The organism is Bradyrhizobium sp. cf659, from assembly GCF_900113725.1.
Taxonomy (GTDB): Bacteria; Pseudomonadota; Alphaproteobacteria; order Rhizobiales; family Xanthobacteraceae; genus Bradyrhizobium.
This window is the reverse complement of sequence record NZ_FOQJ01000005.1, coordinates 171,445-190,677: the sequence shown is the minus strand read 5'-3', so window position 1 is coordinate 190,677 and position 19,233 is coordinate 171,445. Positions and strand designations below refer to the sequence as shown.

19 protein-coding genes are annotated in these 19,233 nt (G+C 65.1%); 12 read left to right on the top strand and 7 right to left on the bottom strand.

Going from position 1 to position 19,233, the window contains the following annotated elements; translation table 11 throughout:
* Positions 1 to 97: 97 nt before the first annotated feature.
* From BM118_RS22940 to BM118_RS22930, 3 genes are all read right to left on the bottom strand, one after another.
* Positions 98 to 1,402 carry a lytic murein transglycosylase gene (locus BM118_RS22940; protein WP_092187759.1) on the bottom strand — a complete coding sequence of 435 codons (1,305 nt, stop codon included), beginning with the start codon at positions 1,400 to 1,402 and terminating at the stop codon, positions 98 to 100.
* A 122-nt stretch (positions 1,403 to 1,524) separates the two neighbouring features.
* Positions 1,525 to 3,462 carry a glycosyltransferase gene (locus BM118_RS22935; RefSeq protein WP_244550219.1) on the bottom strand — a complete coding sequence of 646 codons (1,938 nt, stop codon included), beginning with the start codon at positions 3,460 to 3,462 and terminating at the stop codon, positions 1,525 to 1,527.
* A 5-nt stretch (positions 3,463 to 3,467) separates the two neighbouring features.
* Positions 3,468 to 4,826, bottom strand: coding sequence for an HlyD family secretion protein (locus tag BM118_RS22930; RefSeq protein ID WP_092187758.1), 1,359 nt, complete (start codon positions 4,824 to 4,826; stop codon positions 3,468 to 3,470).
* 287 nt (positions 4,827 to 5,113) lie between these two features.
* Here BM118_RS22930 and htpX point away from each other — a divergent pair, with 287 nt between their 5' ends.
* Both htpX and BM118_RS22920 read left to right on the top strand, forming a co-directional pair.
* Positions 5,114 to 6,058: a zinc metalloprotease HtpX gene (gene htpX / locus BM118_RS22925; protein WP_092187757.1), complete on the top strand. Its 945-nt coding sequence runs from the start codon at positions 5,114 to 5,116 to the stop codon at positions 6,056 to 6,058.
* A gap of 136 nt (positions 6,059 to 6,194) precedes the next feature.
* A complete protein-coding gene (locus tag BM118_RS22920) occupies positions 6,195 to 6,836 on the top strand; it encodes a tetratricopeptide repeat protein (RefSeq protein ID WP_177234587.1) in 642 nt (213 codons plus the stop codon).
* Between the two features lie 242 nt (positions 6,837 to 7,078).
* Here BM118_RS22920 and BM118_RS22915 read toward each other — a convergent pair whose 3' ends face one another.
* Complete coding sequence (locus BM118_RS22915) at positions 7,079 to 7,426, bottom strand: hypothetical protein (RefSeq protein ID WP_092187755.1); 348 nt, start codon at positions 7,424 to 7,426, stop codon at positions 7,079 to 7,081.
* Positions 7,427 to 7,599: 173 nt separating this feature from the next.
* Complete coding sequence (locus BM118_RS22910; protein WP_177234586.1) at positions 7,600 to 8,406, bottom strand: hypothetical protein; 807 nt, start codon at positions 8,404 to 8,406, stop codon at positions 7,600 to 7,602.
* A 228-nt stretch (positions 8,407 to 8,634) separates the two neighbouring features.
* Between BM118_RS22910 and BM118_RS41585 the strand changes: the two genes are divergently transcribed.
* The gene (locus BM118_RS41585) at positions 8,635 to 8,928 is read left to right on the top strand and encodes an antibiotic biosynthesis monooxygenase (protein ID WP_027543691.1); all 294 of its coding nucleotides are present in this window, start codon (positions 8,635 to 8,637) and stop codon (positions 8,926 to 8,928) included.
* Between the two features lie 182 nt (positions 8,929 to 9,110).
* On the opposite strand, the gene BM118_RS22895 is transcribed toward BM118_RS41585, so the two are convergent.
* Positions 9,111 to 10,556, bottom strand: coding sequence for a helix-turn-helix domain-containing protein (locus tag BM118_RS22895; RefSeq protein WP_092187752.1), 1,446 nt, complete (start codon positions 10,554 to 10,556; stop codon positions 9,111 to 9,113).
* Positions 10,557 to 10,786: 230 nt separating this feature from the next.
* On the opposite strand from BM118_RS22895, the gene BM118_RS22890 reads away from it, so the two are divergent.
* The 3 genes from BM118_RS22890 (at position 10,787) to BM118_RS22880 (ending at position 13,440) form a co-directional block, all read left to right on the top strand.
* Positions 10,787 to 12,418 (top strand): isocitrate lyase, encoded by a 1,632-nt coding sequence (locus BM118_RS22890; RefSeq protein ID WP_092187751.1) that lies wholly within the window; start codon positions 10,787 to 10,789, stop codon positions 12,416 to 12,418.
* 69 nt (positions 12,419 to 12,487) lie between these two features.
* The gene (locus tag BM118_RS22885) at positions 12,488 to 12,697 is read left to right on the top strand and encodes a DUF4170 domain-containing protein (protein ID WP_018323282.1); all 210 of its coding nucleotides are present in this window, start codon (positions 12,488 to 12,490) and stop codon (positions 12,695 to 12,697) included.
* A gap of 188 nt (positions 12,698 to 12,885) precedes the next feature.
* Positions 12,886 to 13,440 carry a hypothetical protein gene (locus tag BM118_RS22880; protein WP_177234585.1) on the top strand — a complete coding sequence of 185 codons (555 nt, stop codon included), beginning with the start codon at positions 12,886 to 12,888 and terminating at the stop codon, positions 13,438 to 13,440.
* Between the two features lie 98 nt (positions 13,441 to 13,538).
* On the opposite strand, the gene BM118_RS22875 is transcribed toward BM118_RS22880, so the two are convergent.
* Positions 13,539 to 14,420, bottom strand: coding sequence for a metallophosphoesterase family protein (locus BM118_RS22875; protein WP_092187749.1), 882 nt, complete (start codon positions 14,418 to 14,420; stop codon positions 13,539 to 13,541).
* Between the two features lie 104 nt (positions 14,421 to 14,524).
* Here BM118_RS22875 and BM118_RS22870 point away from each other — a divergent pair, with 104 nt between their 5' ends.
* From BM118_RS22870 to BM118_RS22845, 6 genes are all read left to right on the top strand, one after another.
* Positions 14,525 to 15,016, top strand: a complete 492-nt coding sequence (locus tag BM118_RS22870; RefSeq protein ID WP_092187748.1) for an NUDIX domain-containing protein — start codon at positions 14,525 to 14,527, stop codon at positions 15,014 to 15,016.
* 100 nt (positions 15,017 to 15,116) lie between these two features.
* Complete coding sequence (locus tag BM118_RS22865; protein ID WP_244550201.1) at positions 15,117 to 16,025, top strand: glycosyltransferase family 2 protein; 909 nt, start codon at positions 15,117 to 15,119, stop codon at positions 16,023 to 16,025.
* 123 nt (positions 16,026 to 16,148) lie between these two features.
* A complete protein-coding gene (locus BM118_RS22860; RefSeq protein ID WP_092187746.1) occupies positions 16,149 to 16,664 on the top strand; it encodes a GNAT family N-acetyltransferase in 516 nt (171 codons plus the stop codon).
* A 36-nt stretch (positions 16,665 to 16,700) separates the two neighbouring features.
* Positions 16,701 to 17,372, top strand: a complete 672-nt coding sequence (locus BM118_RS22855) for a class I SAM-dependent methyltransferase (RefSeq protein ID WP_027543683.1) — start codon at positions 16,701 to 16,703, stop codon at positions 17,370 to 17,372.
* Between the two features lie 36 nt (positions 17,373 to 17,408).
* Positions 17,409 to 18,566 carry a hypothetical protein gene (locus BM118_RS22850; RefSeq protein ID WP_092187745.1) on the top strand — a complete coding sequence of 386 codons (1,158 nt, stop codon included), beginning with the start codon at positions 17,409 to 17,411 and terminating at the stop codon, positions 18,564 to 18,566.
* 127 nt (positions 18,567 to 18,693) lie between these two features.
* Complete coding sequence (locus tag BM118_RS22845; RefSeq protein ID WP_092187744.1) at positions 18,694 to 19,176, top strand: GNAT family N-acetyltransferase; 483 nt, start codon at positions 18,694 to 18,696, stop codon at positions 19,174 to 19,176.
* Positions 19,177 to 19,233: the final 57 nt, after the last annotated feature.

The following is a 19,233-nucleotide window of genomic DNA, read 5'->3' as shown; positions in this document are numbered from 1 at the left end:
TCGATGGGCCGCGGCGTACTGGATGCCCCGCCGGAGCCTGTCATCGGGCTCGCCAAAGGCGAGACCCGGTGGCGGGGCATGACGGAGAGTAGGTGGGCTACCGCACTGTCGCCTGGGGCTGTGCCTGCGCCGTGCCGCCGCCGCGCATGCGCGCGAGCAGCTCCGCGGTCGGCCAGGAATCGGCCGGCAGGCCGTACTTGATCTGCATCGCCTTCACGGCGGCGCGGCTCTGCTGGCCCAGCACGCCGTCGACCTTGCCGACATTGAAGCCGGCCTGGACCAGAAGCTGCTGCAATTGCTTGAGCTCGTTGAACGGCAGTTGTGCGACCGGCGCGGCTGGCTTGCGCATCGGAGCCGCGCCCGCGATGCGGGTGGCGAGATAGCCGGCCGTGGTCGAGTAGATCAGCGAGTTATTCCACTCGGTGTAGGCCGCGAAATTCGCATACGCCATGAAGGCAGGACCGGTCCGTCCCATCGGCAGCAGCACGGAGGCCGGCAGATTGTCGTTCGGCAGCGGCCGGCCGTCGGGATAGGTCACCCCGAGCTGCGCCCATTTCGAGCGCGGCTGCTGCACGGTGAGGTCGGTCTGCTCCCATGGCAGGTTCTGCGGCACCTTGATCTCCTCCAGCCACGGTTCGCCGCGCCGCCACTTCAGGCCGTTGGCGATGTAGTTGGCGGTCGAGCCGATCACGTCGGGCTCGCTGCGCAGGAGGTCGCGCCGTCCGTCGCCGTCGTAATCGACGGCGTAGTTGACGTAATGCACGGGCAGGAATTGCGTCTGGCCGAGCTCGCCGGCCCAGGAGCCGATCATCTCGTCGGGTGTGAGATCGCCACGGTCGATGATTTTCAGCGCGGCGATGGTCTCGTTCACGAACATCTCCGAGCGGCGGCAGTCATAGGCGAGCGACACCAGCGATTTCAGCGTCGGCAGATTGCCCATGTTGGCACCGAAGTCGCTCTCCAGGCCCCAGAACGCAGCGATCACCGCCGGCGGCACGCCATATTCCTTTTCGGCGCGCGCGAACGCGGCGGCGTGGGCCTTGATGTGCTGCTGGCCGTTCTGCATGCGATAGGGCGCGGCCATGCGGCCGGCGAACTCGGTGAAGAGCTGGCCGAACACGCGCTGGCCGCGGTCGCGGTTGACGATGCCCTGGTCGTAGACGAGGTAGGGCGAAGCCTCTGAGATCGTCCGCTGCGACACGCCGGCGGCCACCGCCTGCTGTTTCACGTCGGCGAGGAAGCGATCGAAGCTCGCGCCATTGTGGCACGAGGCCGCACGCGGCGAGGAGGCGGTGGCCTTCGGCGCCGCAGGCCTTGCGGGCAGCGGCGCGAGCTGGGCGGAGGCAGTGGCGGAGCATGCGAGGAGCGCGACGGCCGCGATCAGAAATCGGGTCTGGACCATAGGGGTTCCGGCGGGGAGGGAAGGCGTGGATTCGCCTGAAGTCTAGGTGAAGTGACGGCCTCAGGCCATCCTTTCCATGCCATGCCAACATGCCGAATGCGAGGGAGCGGATGTCGCGCGGCCTAGCCGAACAGCCGCATCAGCAGTGCTTTCCCGACAGGGAGCGCTCTGACGCCGCGATAGGCGCGGACATATTCGCCGGCATAGAATGCCCGGATCGCATGCACACGCGTATCCATGCCTTCCTCGAACCGCACCGCGAATCCGTCCGTGGTTCGCCGCACGACGATCGCCGCGATCGAGCGGCCGTAGATCCGGCATTCGATCGTGCTGCCGAGGAGCGGCGGATCGGAATCGATCAGCCGCGCGCCGGTAATGGAGATGTCGGCGAGCCGTGCGAGATGCGACTTGCCGTCCTGACGCAGCAGCACCGGCTCATTGCGATGAAAGCGCTCGGCCTTGCGCTTGCGCGGCTGCTCGATGCAGACGAAGCAGACCACGGTGAGGATGAGCGCGTTGTAGAGGCTCCAGGCCAGGGCCAGTCCGCCATAGGCGATGTTCTCGCCGCGCAGGTCCAGGATGAAGGCATAGGCAATGGCCGCCAGCGTGATGAGAAGCGCGCAGCCGTAGATCCGCAGGAGCGGCCATTCGACAAATCTCCTGTCGCGGTCGCCGCCCTTCGCCGTGACCTTGAATTTGTGTCCCTTCGGCTTCAACAGGCCGGCTGCCACCGCCTTGAGCACCGCGGGCGCGGCGATGAATTGCGAGACGTCCGTCATCATGGCGAGCGAGCGGCCGTGCGACAGCCAGGCCATGGTAAGACCGTGCCAGACGTAGAACGGCAGGAAGAAGCGCAATAGCTCGGTGAGATCCGCCTGCACCGCCTTGACGCCGAACAGCAGGAACAGCCAGGGCACCATGAGCCCCGCGACCTTCGACGTGTAGACCGCAGACCAGCTCATGAAGGCATCGATCAGCGAGAGCCGGTCGATAAAGGACAGCTTTGAGTCCTGCGAGAGCGGTCCGCTGCGGCCGCGCACGATTTGCATCAGGCCGAGGCACCAGCGCGCACGCTGGGTGATGTATTCCTTCAGCCCCTCGGGCGCGAGCCCGATCGTCAACCGTTCGTTGAGATAGATGGTGTTGAAGCCGTTCTCCTTCAGGCGAAGGGTGACGAGGTAGTCTTCCGTGACGGAGTCGGTTGGAAAGCCGCCGATCTGCACCAGCCCGGCGTAGCGAATGAGGGATGAGGTGCCGCAGCAGAAGGCGACGCCCCAGGCGTCCTTCGCCGGCAGGAGGATGTCGAAGAAGAAGCGCTGCTCGTCCGGCCATACATCGGTCGCAGCGAGGTTGGTCTGGATCGGGTCGGGATTGATGAAGTGCTGCGGCGTCTGCACCACGCCGACCGATGCGTCGTCCATGAGCGAGATGGTGCGCGCGAGGAAGTCGGGCCGCGGCACGAAGTCCGCGTCAAGAATGGCCACGAAATCCGGCCGCTCCGGCAGGGCGCCGACGTGCTTGAGCGCATGATTGATGTTGCCGGCCTTGGCGTGGTGGTTGTCGGGCCGTGTGAGATAATGGCAGCCGAGTTCGCCTGCGAGCCGCCGCAGCCAGGGGCGTCGGCCGTCGTCGAGCACCCAGACGCGATAATGGCCGTACGCCAGACCGGTCGCACCGATGATCGTGCGCTCGAGGATCGATCGCTCCTCGTTGTAGGTGCAGATGAAGACGTCGATCAGCGGCGCGCGCGGATCGATGGCACGGCCGTCGATCCTGGCCGCGCCGGTGCGGTCGATGGTCCGGCTCAGAAACAGCAGGGACAATGCGACTGCGACGAGCGAGGCTGTCTCCAGCAGCATGAAGGGATAACCGATCACGGCGTCCGCCGTCAGATGCGGTGGCGGGAGCGTCGCGGTGACACGCCAATAAAGATAGCGGAGCAGGAAAACCAGCGACACGACGGCCAGGAATGAGCGCGCCATCGTGCTGTCGCGCCTGAGCAGCGGCACGACCGCCATGAAGGCGCCGAGCGTAATCAGGCCTGGCGTCAACGCCATCATCACGATCACGGCGCGGTCTCGAGCCGGGCAAACACGACGCGGCCGGTGCGCCCCACGGTGCAGGCGAGGGCAGCGGCATCGCGAGGTGCCACGGTCACGCGATAGGGCGCCTTGCTGAGCGCATCCGGATTGATGGCGAGATTGGCGGGCGCGCCGGCGGCGCCGGTCAAATTGACCACGGTGCCGGAGATCGGCTCGCCGCCGTCATTCGGCTCGAAGGTGGCGCGGTCGCCGAGCTGCAGGCGATTGTAGACGCTCTCGGTGACATTGGCCGTGATGACGGCGCCGCTGCAATCGAGGATCTTGAGCAGGGGCTGGCCGGCCTGCACGTCCTCGCCGGGCGAGGTCATCATCTCCCAGACGCGGCCCGCAACGGGTGTCGTGATGTTGGCTTCGGACAGATCGGCGAAGCGGGCCTCCTCGATGATGATCTCGTTGGCGAGCCAGGCGATCTCGGTGTCGATGCGCGCGAGATCAGCCTCGAGATCGCCGGCGCGCTGACGCATCTCCTCCTCGCGCTGCACCGAGCTCGGGCGGTCGTTGTAGCTGTCGCCGAGGAAGGAGCCGCTCCGTGCCGCGGCGAGCTCGACCTTCGCAGCATCGAGCCGCTTGCGGGCACCGAGCTCGGTTTGCTGTGACACGGAAAGCTCGCGCGTCAGCCGCGCCAGCTCGACCGTTGAGACATTGCCGGACTTCGCGAGCGAGGATGCGCGCTCGACGGCGGCGCTGGCTTCGTCCCGCCGCGCTGCCGCGGCCTCGATCGAGGTCTGGATCTCGGCGATGCGGGCCTCGAGCTGAAGCACGCGTCCCTCGCGGAATTGCGTGGCCTGCCGCGCCAAATCCTTTTGGGCTGCCTGGGCCGCGGCAAGCTTGGTGGCGAGACTGGGCCGCTCGTTCTCCAGGCGCGATTTCTGCCGCCGGAGATCGTCGAGCCTGGTGCGATCGCCGCGCGAGTTCACGACGCGCAGGAGCACGGTTCCGGCACCAAGCTTGGCCTGATCGGTGATGCGCTGGGCGGCTACCACGCGGCCGCCGATCGGCGCACGCAGGGTGACGAGACGAGAATTCAGCACGGCCTCGACGCTCGAATACTCCCAGATCGCACGCAGCGGCAGCCACCCGAACACGGCGATGATGGCAAGTCCGATGGCGATCTTGGCGCCGCGTCGCAGATGCGGCCAGCGCCGCCCGGATTCCGGCGCCGTCTGCGCCTCGGGGGCGTGGCCGGTTTCGTCATCGGCGAACAGCTGCTCGTGCAGCGCCTCCTGTAACCCCTTGGCGTCGGTCTTGATCTCGCTCTTGGTCTCGTGAGGGGAAGGCGTGGATGCAGGGTCGACGGAAGCGGCGCGTAAGCGGTCTACCATGACGGTCACCTTGCTGACGGGAGGTCAACGGAGCCGGTCAATGCGCAAGGGCCGCGCAGCGTGCCCGGTTACCGCGGATTAAGCCGAAGCTGCGCTTTCCAGGTTGCTAAGCGTCCGCGCGTGTTTTTGCGCAAATCCCGGTCAAGCTTTAGCTACGGGGGAAAGGCTGGCCGCGCGCGGCCTTGAATCTGCGGCTCCGCGCCGCATGAACCTTGCGATGCTCGGCGGCATTCATACTTCGAAGACGCCGGCCGGAGGCTCGCCAGCGGCCGGTTCGGGAGACGGCCATGAACTATTTTCGTACCGCAATGCTGCTCGCAGGCCTGACCGCCCTGTTCATGGGCGTGGGCTATCTGATCGGCGGTGCCGCCGGCGCCATGATCGCGCTCGTCATTGCCGCGGCCACCAATCTCTTCACCTATTGGAACTCCGACCGCATGGTGCTCTCGATGTACGGCGCCCATGAGGTCGACCGTTCGACCGCGCCGGAACTGGTCGGCCTCGTCGCCGAGCTTGCGGGCCGCGCGGGCTTGCCGATGCCGCGCGTGTTCCTGATGGACGAGGCGCAGCCCAACGCGTTCGCGACCGGCCGCAATCCCGAGAACGCGGCCGTTGCCGTCACCGCCGGCCTGATGCACCAGCTCAGCCGCGAGGAACTCGCCGGCGTGATCGCGCATGAGCTTGCGCACATCAAGCATCACGACACGCTGCTGATGACGATCACCGCGACCATCGCGGGCGCGATCTCGATGCTGGCGCAGTTCGGCATGTTCTTCGGCGGCCACCGCGACAACAACAACGGCCCGGGCATCGTCGGCTCGATCCTGATGATGATCCTCGCTCCGCTCGGCGCCATGCTGGTGCAGATGGCGATCAGCCGCACCCGCGAATATGCCGCGGACAATCTCGGTGCGCGCATCGTCGGCCAGCCGATGTGGCTGGCGTCGGCGCTGGTGAAGATCGAAAGCGCTGCACATCAGGTTCCGAACTTCGAGGCCGAACGGAATCCCGCGACCGCGCACATGTTCATCATCAATCCGCTGTCGGGCCACGGCGTGGACAATCTCTTCGCCACCCACCCCTCGACGCAGAACCGCATCGCGGCGCTCCAGCAGCTCGCGGCCGAGCTCGGCGCGCAGGCGGCGCCGTCGGTCGGGGCCAACGAAAACTATCCGCCGGCGAGCCCGTGGGGCCGCTCTTCGCGTGGTCCTTCGCGTGGTCCTTGGGGCTAACCGGAACCGGTAAGGATTTGCGCGCGGGTTTGTGACCTGGCGCACACAGGATCGTCCCGGCCGGTGTTAACACCTCGCCGTGATACTTCCTTCGAAAGGGGATGCGTGGCCGGCCCGTTGCCGGTCACCGTCGAAGATGACCAGAGCTGCCGTACTATTGCTGATCGTCCTGGGCGTGCTCGTCGGCCTGTCCACGCACATGGTCGTCAATTGCGGGGACGAGGACGATCCCGACGTCTGCGCGGCCGTGATCGGTTTCTCGCCGCTCCGCGGCTCGCTGATCGCCTTTGCCTATGAAGGGCGCGGGCGGATCGCGCTGCGCCACGGCGACTTCAGGCGGGCGATCGCCGATTTCGACGAGGCCATTCACCTCAATCCCAATCGCGCCTCGCTCTATCGCGACCGCGCGACCGCGCGCCGGCAGAGCGGCGACCTCGAGCTCGCCATCGCGGATTACGACGAGGCGATCGCGCATGATCCCAAGCTCGCCGCGCCCTATCACCAGCGCGGTCTCGCGCTCGCCGCCACCGGAGATCTCGATCGCGCCATCCTGAGCTACAACACGGCGGTCCGTCTCGACCCCTCCGATGCGCAAGCCCGCCTCGATCGTGGCCTGGCATTCCTCGCCCGCGGCCAGGCCGACGATGCGCGCGCCGATTTCGAAGCGGCGCTGGCGCTGCCCGCCGGCAAGGATGTCCGCACGCGCGAGGCAGCGCGCGCCAAGCTCGCCGAACTCGCCAGCGCCGAGCCGACCCGGGTTTCAGCACCGCCGCGGTGAAAGTATCTAACGCTGCGCTCGCCGCTGTGCCCCTCTCCCCCTGTGGGAGAGGGTGGCTCGCCGCGTAGCGGCGAGACGGGTGAGGGGTCTGTCTCCGCGATTGATCCTCTCACAGACGAGTGCGCGGATAGAACCCCTCATCCGGCGCCATAGCCGAAGCTTCGCTTCGGCGTTCCTAAGAACGGCGGCCGAAGGCCGCCTATGCCACCTTCTCCCACAAGGGGAGAAGGAAGAAGTGTCCGCTACTTCGTCTTCTTGGCTTTCGCCTTCGCGGCCTTCTTCACCGGCTTCTCCTTCGCCGGCTTCTTCTCCACCTTCGCCGCGATCGGCGTGCTGGCCGCGATTCGCATCGATCGCGCGTAGCTGTCGGCGACGTTGTCGGCGGACATCTGGAGGCGCTTGGCGGCGGCGGTGGCCTGCTCCATGGTGGCCTTGGCCATCATCTTGAAGCGGTCGCCGGTCTCCTTGCCCTTGGCCTTGGCCGCAAGGCCGTTGAAGCGATCCCGCCGCTCCTTGGCGCGGGTCATCAGGCCCGTATGCAGCTGTCTGGCCAGTTGCCGGATCACGACATCCAGGTCGGCGTCCGCCATGTTCTTCTATCCCCTTGAAAACAGTATCGATGCGGGCGGGACTATGCAGATCGGGCCCCGCCTTGGCAATTCCCGGCCGGGCGTCATCCGCAGCTTCCCGTCACCAAAACAAAAAAAAGCCGCGCATTTCGCGCGGCTTTTTGCCGGGTTGGTGCGGATGGGCTACGTCCGCCTCACTTCAGCGAGGCCACCGGGCCGCTTGAAGCCGCCGGGTCGGGGTCGAAGCCGAACACGCCGACCAGATATTTGTAATAGTCCGGCATCTTCTCCTTCAGCGTCTCGCGCGATTTGGGGTCGTGGAATTCGCTCTTTCCGGCCAGGAAGATGCTGGCGGTCACGGCGAAGAACTCCATGGGATTCTTCAGCGCATAGGATTCCTTGGGCAGGAGGTCCTTGGACTTCGCCAGGGCATAATAGCCGATCACGCCCTTGTTGGCGTAGCCGTCCGGCAACAGGCGCGCGTGGTAGGCGTGCAGGAGCTCGTGCAGCAGCACCGCCTCCTTCTCGTACCGCATCATGTCCGGCCGCAGCATGATCACGCCGAGCCCCGAATCGACCGCGAGGTCGATGGCGTTCGGATTGGTCCAGCGCTGCTTGTTGGGATCCCAGACCGTCAGCGTCCGGGGAGCGGTGCGCTGCATGTCCGGCGTGACCCTGCCGTAGCATGCGGTCGCGGCGCCTTCGTCGAGGCAGGCCAGCTCGTTCGCGACGATCGGGACGGTGTGGAAGAAGCGCAGCACGCGCGGGGAGAAGCCGACGCCTTCGACGACGTCGATCTGGCGCTTCAGATTGTCAGTGAGCTTGTCGACATCCTTGCGATCGGAATTCTCCGACAGGTCGAACATGTAGCCGCGGTAGCTCTGGAAGCCCGGCGGCAGCGCCTGCGCTGCCTCAGCGGACGCATCGAGCGGTCCGGCATTGGATGGACTGGCGAAAAGCGCGCCGACGATGGTCGCGGTCAGCAGCAACGCAATGCGCATGTTGAACCCCCTGATGTCACTTCGCCCGGCAGAATAGGCCACCGTTGTTTGCGAAAAGTGAGTGGGGCGAGACTAGGGCAGCGATGTTGAGGCGTGCTTAACCGTTGGTTGCAGATCGCTCCGACGGATTAGTGCCGGGTTAACCAAGGAGGGTATCCGGGCCCGGCGCTTCGGCGTAACATCCGGTCCGGGTACAAAGCCCACATCAATAGCCGGGAGGAGGAAGTCATGTATGCCGCCATCCGTCAGGCCAAGGCGAAAAGCGGGAGCGCGGAGGAGCTGGCGCGCCGCATCAAGGACGGCGCCGTTCCGATCATCAGCGACGTCGACGGCTTCCGCGCCTACTACGTCGTCTATGCCGGCGACGACACGGTCACCGCGATCTCGATCTTCGACAAGTTCGAGCAGGCGGAGGAGGCGAACCGGCGCGCGATCGCCTGGATCGAGAAGGATCTCGGCCCGCTGCTCGCCGGCGACGCGCGCGCCGCGGCGGGGCCGGTGATCGTGCATACGCTGGCGTAGGGCCGCTCTCTCCCAATGTCGTCCTGGCGAAAGCCAGGACCCATTACCCCAGGGAGAAGTTGTGGCGCGAGATCGTAGTTATCTGTCTTCGCCAAACCAAATCCTGTGGTTATGGGTCCTGGCTTTCGCCAGGACGACAGCAAGTTTGTGGCGTCTAGCTATCGCCAAACGCGCATCCGCCCTCACAACTCCCGTGCGTTCGAGAACGCGAACGAGCTCACCCGCCGCGTCGTCTCGTCGAGGATCAGCGTGCGCGTGATCGGCGGCTCGGCGCGCTGGGCGCAGTTTTCGCGCTCGCACAGGCGGCAGTTGACACCGATGGGCGTGCCTTCCGCCTTCTCCAGGTCCATGCCGGCGGCATAGACGAGGCGCGCGGCGTGGCGGATCTCGCAGCCGAGGCCGATGGCGAAGCGCGGCTGCGGCAGCGGGTGCGGCGCCACCGGCCGGCGCACCATCTGCGCGATCGAGAAATAGCGCGTGCCGTCGGAGAGCTCGATCACCTGTTTCAGCAGGCGATCCGGTGTGTCGAAGGTCGAGTGCACGTTCCACAGCGGGCACGTGCCGCCGAATTTCGAGAACGGGAAGGTGCCGGAGGAAAAGCGCTTCGAGACGTTGCCGGCATTGTCGACGCGGAGCAGGAAGAACGGAATGCCGCGCGCGTTCGGCCGCTGCAAGGTGGTGAGGCGGTGGCAGACCTGCTCGAAGCCGGAATTGAAGCGCTGCGCCAGCACGTGGATGTCGTAGTTCAGGGCTTCGGCTGCGGCGAGGAACGCGGGGTAGGGCATCATCACCGCCGCCGCAAAATAGTTGCCGAGCGTGATGCGGAACAGGCGCCGCGGCGCGTCGTCGAGCGGGCCGGCGCGGCCGATGATGGTCTCCAGCTGCTGCGTGCATTCGCCAAGGCCGAGCTGGAAGGCGAGCTGGAACGCACGCCCGGACGGGTCGACCAGCTCCGAGATCAGCAGCTGGCGGCGGTGGCGGTCGAAGCGCCGCAGCGTCTCGCGCATCACGTCAACAGGCATGATGCGGGTCTGGACCGAATGCTTTTCGCGCAGGCGCGCGGCCAGCGCCGCGTAGAGCCCTTCGGCCGGCACGTTCAGTTCGTCGCGCAAGGCTTCTGCAGCCTGCTCGAGCTCCGGAAAATAGTTGCGGTTAGCCTCGATCAGCTCGCGCACCCGTTCGACCGGATTTGTCTCGTAGCGCGTGCCGACGTCGCGGTCGGCCATTTGCGCGGCCGCCAGCGTCTCGCCCTGACGGGCCTCGGTATAGGCCGCGTAGAGCCGCTGCAGCGCGTGGGTGACGCCGGGGCAGAGCTCGGCGAGGTCGCGCAGCTCCTGCTTGGGCACGTCGATCTGGCGGAACAAGGGATCGGAGAAGATCTCGTTGAGCTCGGCGAAGAACCGGTCCTCGTCGGCGGTGGCGAGGTCGCGCAGGTCGAGGTCATAGGTCTCGGCCAGCCGCAGCAGGATCTGGGCGGTCACCGGGCGCTGGTTGCGCTCGATCAGGTTGACGTAGCTCGGCGAGATCCCGAGCCCCTCGGCGATCTGGGTCTGCGACAGCCCCAATTGCTGCCGGATCCGCCGGAAGCGCGGGCCGACGAACAGTTTCTTCCCGGATTCGGCGGCCATTTCTCAGATCTCCAGGGCGATTAAGGACAGTCTCGCTGACCTATAACTTTACAAACTTTACAAAATAACATATGTTACATGTTCTGATGTTACATGACATCACCAATAAAAAACAAGCCATCTATACGAAGTTTCCGTTTTCGCGTTTAGCTCCTGACACGCATTTCGCAATGCACTGTCAAGAATGTCGATGGCCAGACATCGCCATCGTCAGCGAAAGGATCAGGCACATGAACTACCAGCCCCGTGGCATCAGCACCTTCCAGGCTCCGGCCTCGTATCAGGGCGAGATCGATGCAGCCCAGGCGCTTCTCGAGACCCAGCCGACCTGGAACGGGGTGACGGCCGAGCACGTCGCGCGCATGCGCCTGCAGAACCGCTTCAGGACCGGTCTCGACGTCGCCCGCTACACCGCGGCGCTGATGCGGGCCGACATGGCCGCCTATGACGGCGATCCCACCAAGTACACCCAGTCGCTGGGTTGCTGGCACGGCTTCATCGCCCAGCAGAAGCTGATCTCGGTCAAGAAGCATTTCGGCAAGACCGATCGCACCTACCTGTATCTCTCGGGCTGGATGATCGCGGCGCTGCGCTCCGAGTTCGGACCGCTGCCCGACCAGTCGATGCACGAGAAGACCTCGGTGCCGGCGCTGATCGAAGAGCTCTACACCTTCCTGCGCCAGGCGGACTCGCGTGAGCTCAACGACATCTTCCGCCTCCTCGATAAGGCGCGCAAGGAAGGCGACAAGACCCGCGAGAAGGAGCTGATCGCGAAGATCGACGGCTTCCAGACCCACGTCGTGCCCGTCATCGCCGACATCGACGCCGGCTTCGGCAACGCCGAGGCGACCTATCTGCTCGCCAAGAAGATGATCGAAGCGGGCGCCTGCGCGCTCCAGATCGAGAACCAGGTCTCGGACGAGAAGCAGTGCGGCCACCAGGACGGCAAGGTCACCGTGCCGCATGACGTCTTCCTGGCGAAGATCCGCGCCTGCCGCCACGCCTTCCTCGAGCTCGGCGTCGAAGACGGCATCGTCGTGACCCGCACCGACTCGCTCGGCGCCGGCCTGACGCAGCAGATCGCCGTCAGCCACAAGCCCGGCGACATCGGCGACCAATACAACAGCTTCCTCGATTGCGAGGAAATCACGGCGGAGAACGCCCGCAACGGCGACGTCATCATCAACCGCAACGGCAAGATGATGCGTCCGAAGCGGCTGCCCTCCAACCTCTACCAGTTCCGTCCCGGCACCGGTGAGGACCGCTGCGTGCTTGACTGCATCACCTCGCTTCAGAACGGCGCCGACCTGCTCTGGATCGAGACCGAGAAGCCGCATATCGAGCAGATCGCCAAGATGGTCGATCGCATCCGCAAGGTGGTTCCGAACGCCAAGCTGGCCTACAACAATTCGCCGTCGTTCAACTGGACCCTCAACTTCCGCTGGCAGGTCTACGACGCGATGAAGGAAGCCGGCAAGGACGTCAGCAAGTACAACCGTGCCGAGCTGATGAAGCCGGAATACGACGATACGCCGCTGGCCATTGAAGCCGACGAGCGCATCCGCACCTTCCAGGCCGATTCAGCGAAGCGTGCCGGCATCTTCCACCATCTGATCACGTTGCCGACCTATCACACGGCAGCTCTGTCGACTGACAATCTCGCCAAGGAGTATTTCGGCGAGCAGGGTATGCTGGGCTATGTGAAGAATGTTCAGCGCCAGGAGATCCGTCAGGGTATCGCCTGCGCCAAGCATCAGAACATGGCCGGCTCCGACATCGGCGACGACCACAAGGAGTACTTCGCCGGCGAGGCTGCCCTGAAGGCGGGCGGCGCGCACAACACGATGAACCAGTTCGGCTAACGGCGGAATTGATCAGTCCGGGGTCCCCTCGGAGCCCGGGCTGGTCACGCACTCAACAGGAGACTGACAATGACCAAAGGCAGCAATTTCTGGGTGATCGGCGGCGAGTTCGGTTCGATGAACTTCCACAAGCTCGTGGAAGGCTCGGCCCAGGTGCAGGGTCCGTTCAAGACCCGCAAGGAAGCCGAAGATGCCTGGCGTACGGTCTCGGAAGAGAACCGCCACAAGGCCGGCGTCCGCTTCTCCATCGTGGAAGAGCCGTCGCGGGTCTCGGCCTGACGGCTGCCTGACCAATCAAGAAGACGTCCAAGGACGGAGGGTCCCATCCGGCGCAAGCCGGGTGGGATCGTCTGTTTTTGGCACAGGTGAGACAGCTGTGGGCGCCGTAAGTATCTGGAATTGTGGACCCTTTGCGGAGGGTTTGGTTGCTGATAGGTTAATGGAGGCAAGTGAGGACGAGGCCGACAATGTCAGAGCCCGAGACCAGCGGGACCCATCCCAGCCAGCCGCGCCCGGTGCGGCTGCGCGACGCGCTGTTGCGCGCGCGGATCGAGGCCGCCGACCGGACCGGCGTCGTCGTCGATTTGCGCGATGCCGAGGTGGCCCGGCTCGAGATCCTCAACGACGCGCTCGATCCCTTGTTTGCACAGGTGCCCGAGCAGATCGACCTGTTCGATCGCGGCATCAGCCAGCGCGATACGCCCCGACTCTGGATCGACGTCGTCGCGCACATCATGATGGGGCGCGACAAGCGCATGTACCGCTTCGTCCAGGACACCCGCTTCGGCCGCATCGTGCTCGCCGAATCGCACGACACCTCCGTGATCGTCGAGGCTGTCACCGACTATGTCGCGCGACGCATGATCGAGCGCGAGCATGCGATGGTGGTGCTGCCCGAGCCGAAGCCGGAAGCCGCGGAGCGGCCGGCCCGCTCGCGCGTCTGGCCGTTCGTGTTCGGCTTCATCCTCGGCGCCGCCGCCTTGTTCGGCGTCGCCGTGCTGGCGGCCCTGCGGAGCTGGTGAGACGCCCTCCGTCGTCATTGCGAGCGAAGCGAAGCAATCCAGAAATGTTTCCGCAGAGGGACTCTGGATTGCTTCGCTTCGCTCGCAATGACGGTGAACTAGACCAACCTTGCATGCTTGATCTCTCGGATCTGAAATCCGGATCCGAGTCCGCGCACCGTCTGCTCGCAGCGCCAGCCGGCATTGTCCTTCTCGATCGTGAACAGATTATACGCCGCCGCCGGGTAATGCCCGTGTGCGAGCGCGGACGCCGACGGCACGCCGATCACGGGTATGTTGCCGTTGGGCCCCTCGAACCACATCGTCGAATGAATGTGGTCGTGGCCGTGCAGGACCAGCTCGACGCCATGGCGCTTCAACAGCGCCAGCAGATCGGCCGCGTCCGTCATCCGCTTGTGGCGCGCGTCGGACTTCAAGGGATGATGCACCAGCAGCACGCGGAAGACGTCTTCAGTCGCGAGCCGCTCGAGAACCTGTTCGAGGGCTGCGAGCTGATCGCGCCCGAGCGTGCCCGTCGCCATCAGCGGCAGGGTCGGCACCGCCGTGGACAGGCTGATCAGCGCGAGCGGCCCGCGCCGGCGCAGGGCCGGAAAGCCGACGCTTCCGTCGTCGCTCGCAAGATAGGGCGCAAAGGTCTCGCCGAAGCGATCAAAGGTGGCGCGGACATAGGCGTCGTGATTGCCGGGAATCGTGGTGACGCGGTCGGGCGGGCCGACGTCGTCGAGCCAGGCGCGCGCCGGCGCGAACTCCGCCTCCAGCGCCAGATTGACGAGATCGCCCGTCACCGCGATGTGGTCGGGCGCCTGCGCCTTGGCGTCGGCGACGAGTGCGTCGAGCACCTCGCGGCGCTGGTACTTGTGGCGGTTGCGCGTCCAGTTGACGTAGCCGAGCGCGCGCTTGCCGGCGAGCTCGATCAGCCGCGGCTTCGGCAAGGGCGGCAGATGCGGGTCGGACAGATGGGCGAGCGTGAAGGGAGCCATGGCGCGCGATTGCCTCGCTATTGCTCCGCTGTAATGGCAAGGTCGCAGGCAACGTGCAAGCCAGGCCTCGAGCAAGGCCTGAAGAGGGGACTCAAGAGAGCCTGATGGGAGATCGTCTGGACCGCGCCCGACGGAGATTCGAGCCGCTGCTGCGGCGAATCTTCCACGCCTATTTCCTGCTGGTTCGCGGCATGACCCTCGGCGTTCGTGCCGTGGTGCTGGATTCCGAGAACCGGGTGTTCCTGGTCAGGCACAGCTACATCTCCGGCTGGTATCTGCCCGGCGGCGGCGTCGATCTCGGCGAGAGCATGGAGCAGGCGATGCGGCGCGAGCTCAAGGAGGAGGGCGACATCGACCTCACCGCAGATGCCGCGCTGCACGGCATCTTTCTCAACAGCCACGTCTCCCGCCGCGACCACGTCGCGGTCTACGTGGTCAGGCAGTTCAGGCAGGATCGCCTGCCCGCGCCCAACCACGAGATCGTCGAATGCGGGTTCTTCGCGATCACGGCGCTGCCCGAGGGGACCACGCAGGGGACGCGGTTGCGGATCGCGGAGGTACTGGGCGGCCAGCCCCTGATTGCGACGTGGCGGTGAGGGCGGCCTATGCTAGTAGTCACCGTGTCTGCGGTCTCGACAGATGGACGAGGGATGAAGATTGCCTGAATCGACGAGGTCATGGCCATTTCGGGTCGCCGTGCTGGTTCCCTGTTACAATGAGGAAGCCGCCGTCGCGACGGTCGTCGCCGATTTCCGCAAGGCACTGCCTGCGGCCGACGTCTACGTGTACGACAACAACTCGACCGACCGTACCGCGACGATCGCGCGCGAGGCCGGCGCGATTGTGCGTAGCGAACGGCGCCAGGGCAAAGGTCACGTCGTGCGCCGCATGTTCGCGGACATCGAGGCGGACATCTACGTGCTCGTCGATGGTGATGCGACCTACGACGCGCCGAGCGCTCCGTGCATGATCGACAAGCTGCTCGATGAGCATCTGGATATGGTCGTGGGGCTCCGTGTCGATCAATCGCAAGCGGCCTACCGACGCGGTCATCGCATGGGCAACCGGCTGTTCACCGGTTTCCTGGCGTCAACCTTCGGTCACGCCTTCAAGGACATGCTGTCCGGTTACCGCGTGTTCTCGCGCCGCTTCGTCAAATCCTTCCCCGTCTTGTCCGACGGTTTCGAGATCGAGACCGAATTTGCGGTCTATGCGCTGGAATTGTCGCTCCCGGCCGCCGAGATCGAGACGCCCTATTACGCGCGTCCGGAAGGTTCCTTCTCCAAGCTCAATACCTGGCAGGATGGTTTGCGCATCTTCAACATGATGCTGAAGCTCAACCGATCGGAGCGGCCGCTGCGCTTCTTTTCGGCGATCGGCATCGTCCTCGCGCTGCTGTCGATGGCTCTCGGGCTGCCCGTCGTCATCACCTTCCTCGAAACCGGCCTCGTGCCGCGCCTGCCGACCGCCGTGCTCTCCATGGGTCTGATGATCATGGCGCTGCTTTCGGCTTCGTCGGGGCTCGTGCTCGACACCGTGACGCGCGGCCGGCGGGAAATGAAGATGCTCGCCTATCTGTCCCAGCCGCCGCTCGGGAGGAACTGAAATGGCGTCGGAGGCGGACGCAATCCCATGGACCACCGCCCTCCGAGGTGATATCCCGCCGACGCCGCCCGGCTGTTTTTTCCGATACGAACCGATGATTCCGCTTGAAGACGCTGTAACGCGATGAACGATCTCTCACTCACCATTCTGCCCGAAGCCGCCGGCGATGCTCAGGCAATCGAACGGCTGCACGAACGCACCTTCGGACCAGGCCGCTTTGTGCTGAGCGCCTATCGCATCCGCGAGCACGTCGATCATGTGCTCGAACTGTCCTTCACCGCCCGCGTCGGTACGTTGCTGGTCGGGTCCGTGCGGCAATTGCCGATCTGCGTCGGCGACACGCCGGCGCTGCTGCTCGGGCCGCTGACGGTCGAGCCTCCGTTCCGCGGCCGTGGCGTCGGCCGGCAGCTGCTCGAGCGCGCGCTGAAGGATGCGAAGGCGCAAGGCCACCGCCTGGTGCTGCTGGTCGGCGACGAGCCCTATTACAGCCGCGTCGACTTTAAGCCGGTGCCGAAGGGACGAGTCACGATGCCGGGCCCGGTCGATTACGCCCGGCTCCTCGTCGTCGAGCTCGTCGAGGGCGCGTTCGAAGGCGTATCGGGGCCGGTCGGTCCGGACTGGAGCAAGGCGCCAACCTGACGCGCCATCGCTTCGAAGCTCACATGAGGTAGGGTAGTGCCGGTCGATCAGCAATATTACCGGGAGGTGGCGTCCGGGGGGACGGCGGAAAAGCTGCTCATCGCGGCGCGTGACCGCATATTCCAGGATTTCATCGCCCACATGCAGCCGTCCGCGTCGGACGAGATCCTGGACGTCGGAGTGTCCGACGTGATCAACGACGGCGCAAACGTGCTGGAAAGAAGCTACCCACATCAGCACAAGATCACGGCCTGCGGGCTCGGCGAAGGAGTCGAGTTCAAGGCGGCCTTTCCGCTTTGCCGTTACGTGCAGATCGAGCCGAATACACGGCTGCCGTTTGACGACAACGAGTTCGACGTTGCGACGTCCAATGCCGTGCTCGAGCACGCCGGAAGCCACGAAAACCAGAGGCTCCTGGTCAAGGAGCTTTGCCGCGTTGCGAGGCGGGTGTTCATCACGGTGCCCAACAGGTTCTTTCCGGTCGAGCACCACACGGCCATCCCGCTGGCACACTACCTGGATGGCACCTTCAGGATCGCCTGCATGATCACCCGCAAGTCGGAATGGACCGACGAGCAGAACCTGATCCTGATGACGCGAAAACGGCTGCTGGAGTTCACCGCGCTGATCGCCAAGCCGGCGGCGGTGGGCTACACCGGCTTGTCGCTCGGCCCGTTATCGTCCAATCTCTATCTTGCATTCCGCTAGAGCAGAGCCAGCGCCTCGCGCCGCGGCAGGATTCCAATGCAAAAAATCCGTACGTGCAAAGCCGTCTTCGCCGTCTTGTTTCTCGCGGTTCTGGTCGGCCATTTCTGGACCATGTTGCGATGGAATGAGGCTCGCGGCGTCTACGACGACATCTGCTACCTGCGGCAGGCGCATCTGTTCCAGAGGTTCGGGCTGGTGGGAGGTTTCGACACCAACCTCGCCCGCGACGACGATGGCTATCTGAAAGCAAAGCTGAAGGCGATCGACTACCCGAAGTGGGACGATACGACCGATGCGCCCTGTCACAATTTGATGCCGGCCACTGGGAAGGTCGTCATCCAATACCCGCCGGGTGTCGGCCTCGTGTTGGCGTTGTTTCCGCCAGGTCACCAGGTCGCACCCATGTACATGCTTGCGACGTTTGTCGTCTTCGGCTTCGCGCTATTTGCTCTCTCTCTCGCGCGCACCGCAAGGTCGGTGCTGATGGCCGGGACGTTCGGCTGTCTTGCAATCTACGTGATGGTCAATCCGGTCAAGGCCAGCTATTCGATGGCCCCGACGGCCGTCGTGTGCGTGCTCGCAGGATGTCTCACGGCGCGATGGCTGACGAGCCCGCAATCTCAACCGAGGATCGGGCTGTTGGCGTCCATCGGCTTCCTGCTCGGCTTGACGGTCGATTTCCGGTTGGCCAACCTCTTCCTGGCGTCCGGCTATTGCATGTTTCTCCTCGTCGCGTTCCTGGCGGAACGCACGATGCCCCGGTTCTTGCAGGGGGGCGCGTTCGGCATCGCGTTGCTCGCCGGCGTGATGCCGACCATCGTCTCTTACGCCGTCAATGCCGGCAGTCCGTTCGCGTCGACCTACGGCAACAATCCCGATGTCAGGCCGCTGGATTTTTCGTTCGCAGTGATCCGGGACTATCTCGCCGACCCGCTCCAGACGCTGTTGATCGTCGTCGGAATCGCGAGCTCGATCTGGCTGTTGCGGCAGCCCAATGGCGCTCGCCGTGTCGCACAGCTCACGATCGCCAATCTGGCGATCAATCTCGCCTTCTTCTTCACCTATCCGATCGCGACGCCATACTACACCATCCCCATTTCTCTCCTGACGCTGTGGAGCCTGCTTTTTGCCGGCCTGTTCCAGGAGGCGGCAGAGGATGCCCCTGAGGCGGCGGCCTGGGCCGAAGCGCGATGAATTCAGGCGGGACCATCTGCCGCGACAGGTTTCCCCCGGATTGCGCGGAGCCTGTCATCGCGCGGCGCTTCGCGCCGACCCGTTGGCTTCACGCGGGCACTGCCCTTGCCCGGAGGGAGTAGCGACGATGCAGGTGCGCCCCGCTGATGTCGATGAGATCGATCATCTCGCCAGCTTGTGGCACGACGTCTGGCATGAATCGCACGCGGCGTTTGCGCCGCCTGAACTGGTCCGCCTCCGTACGCTCTTGAGCTTTCGCGATCGCCTCGCGGTCATGCTTCCCGATCTCTGCGTCGTCGGCCCGGCCGGCGCGCCGCTCGGCCTCTGCGCCATCAGGGGTGACGAATTGTACCAGCTCTTCGTGTCGTCACAGGCGCACGGGACAGGCGTGGCCGCAGCGCTGATCGCCGACGCGGAGGCACGGCTCGCGGCGCGCGGAGTGGAGCTGGCGTGGCTGGCATGCGCCATCGGCAATGATCGCGCCGCACGGTTCTACGAGAAGAGCGGCTGGCGCCGGGCCGGCACGTTCGTGATGTTGTCGGAGACGTCGAACGGACCGTTCCCTGTCGACCAATGGCGCTTCGAGAAGCCGCTGACGCGATTGGCCTAAGTCTCGCGGCTCGCAGCCCGGATTTCGTCGCGCTCCATCCGGGCCACAGTCCACCAC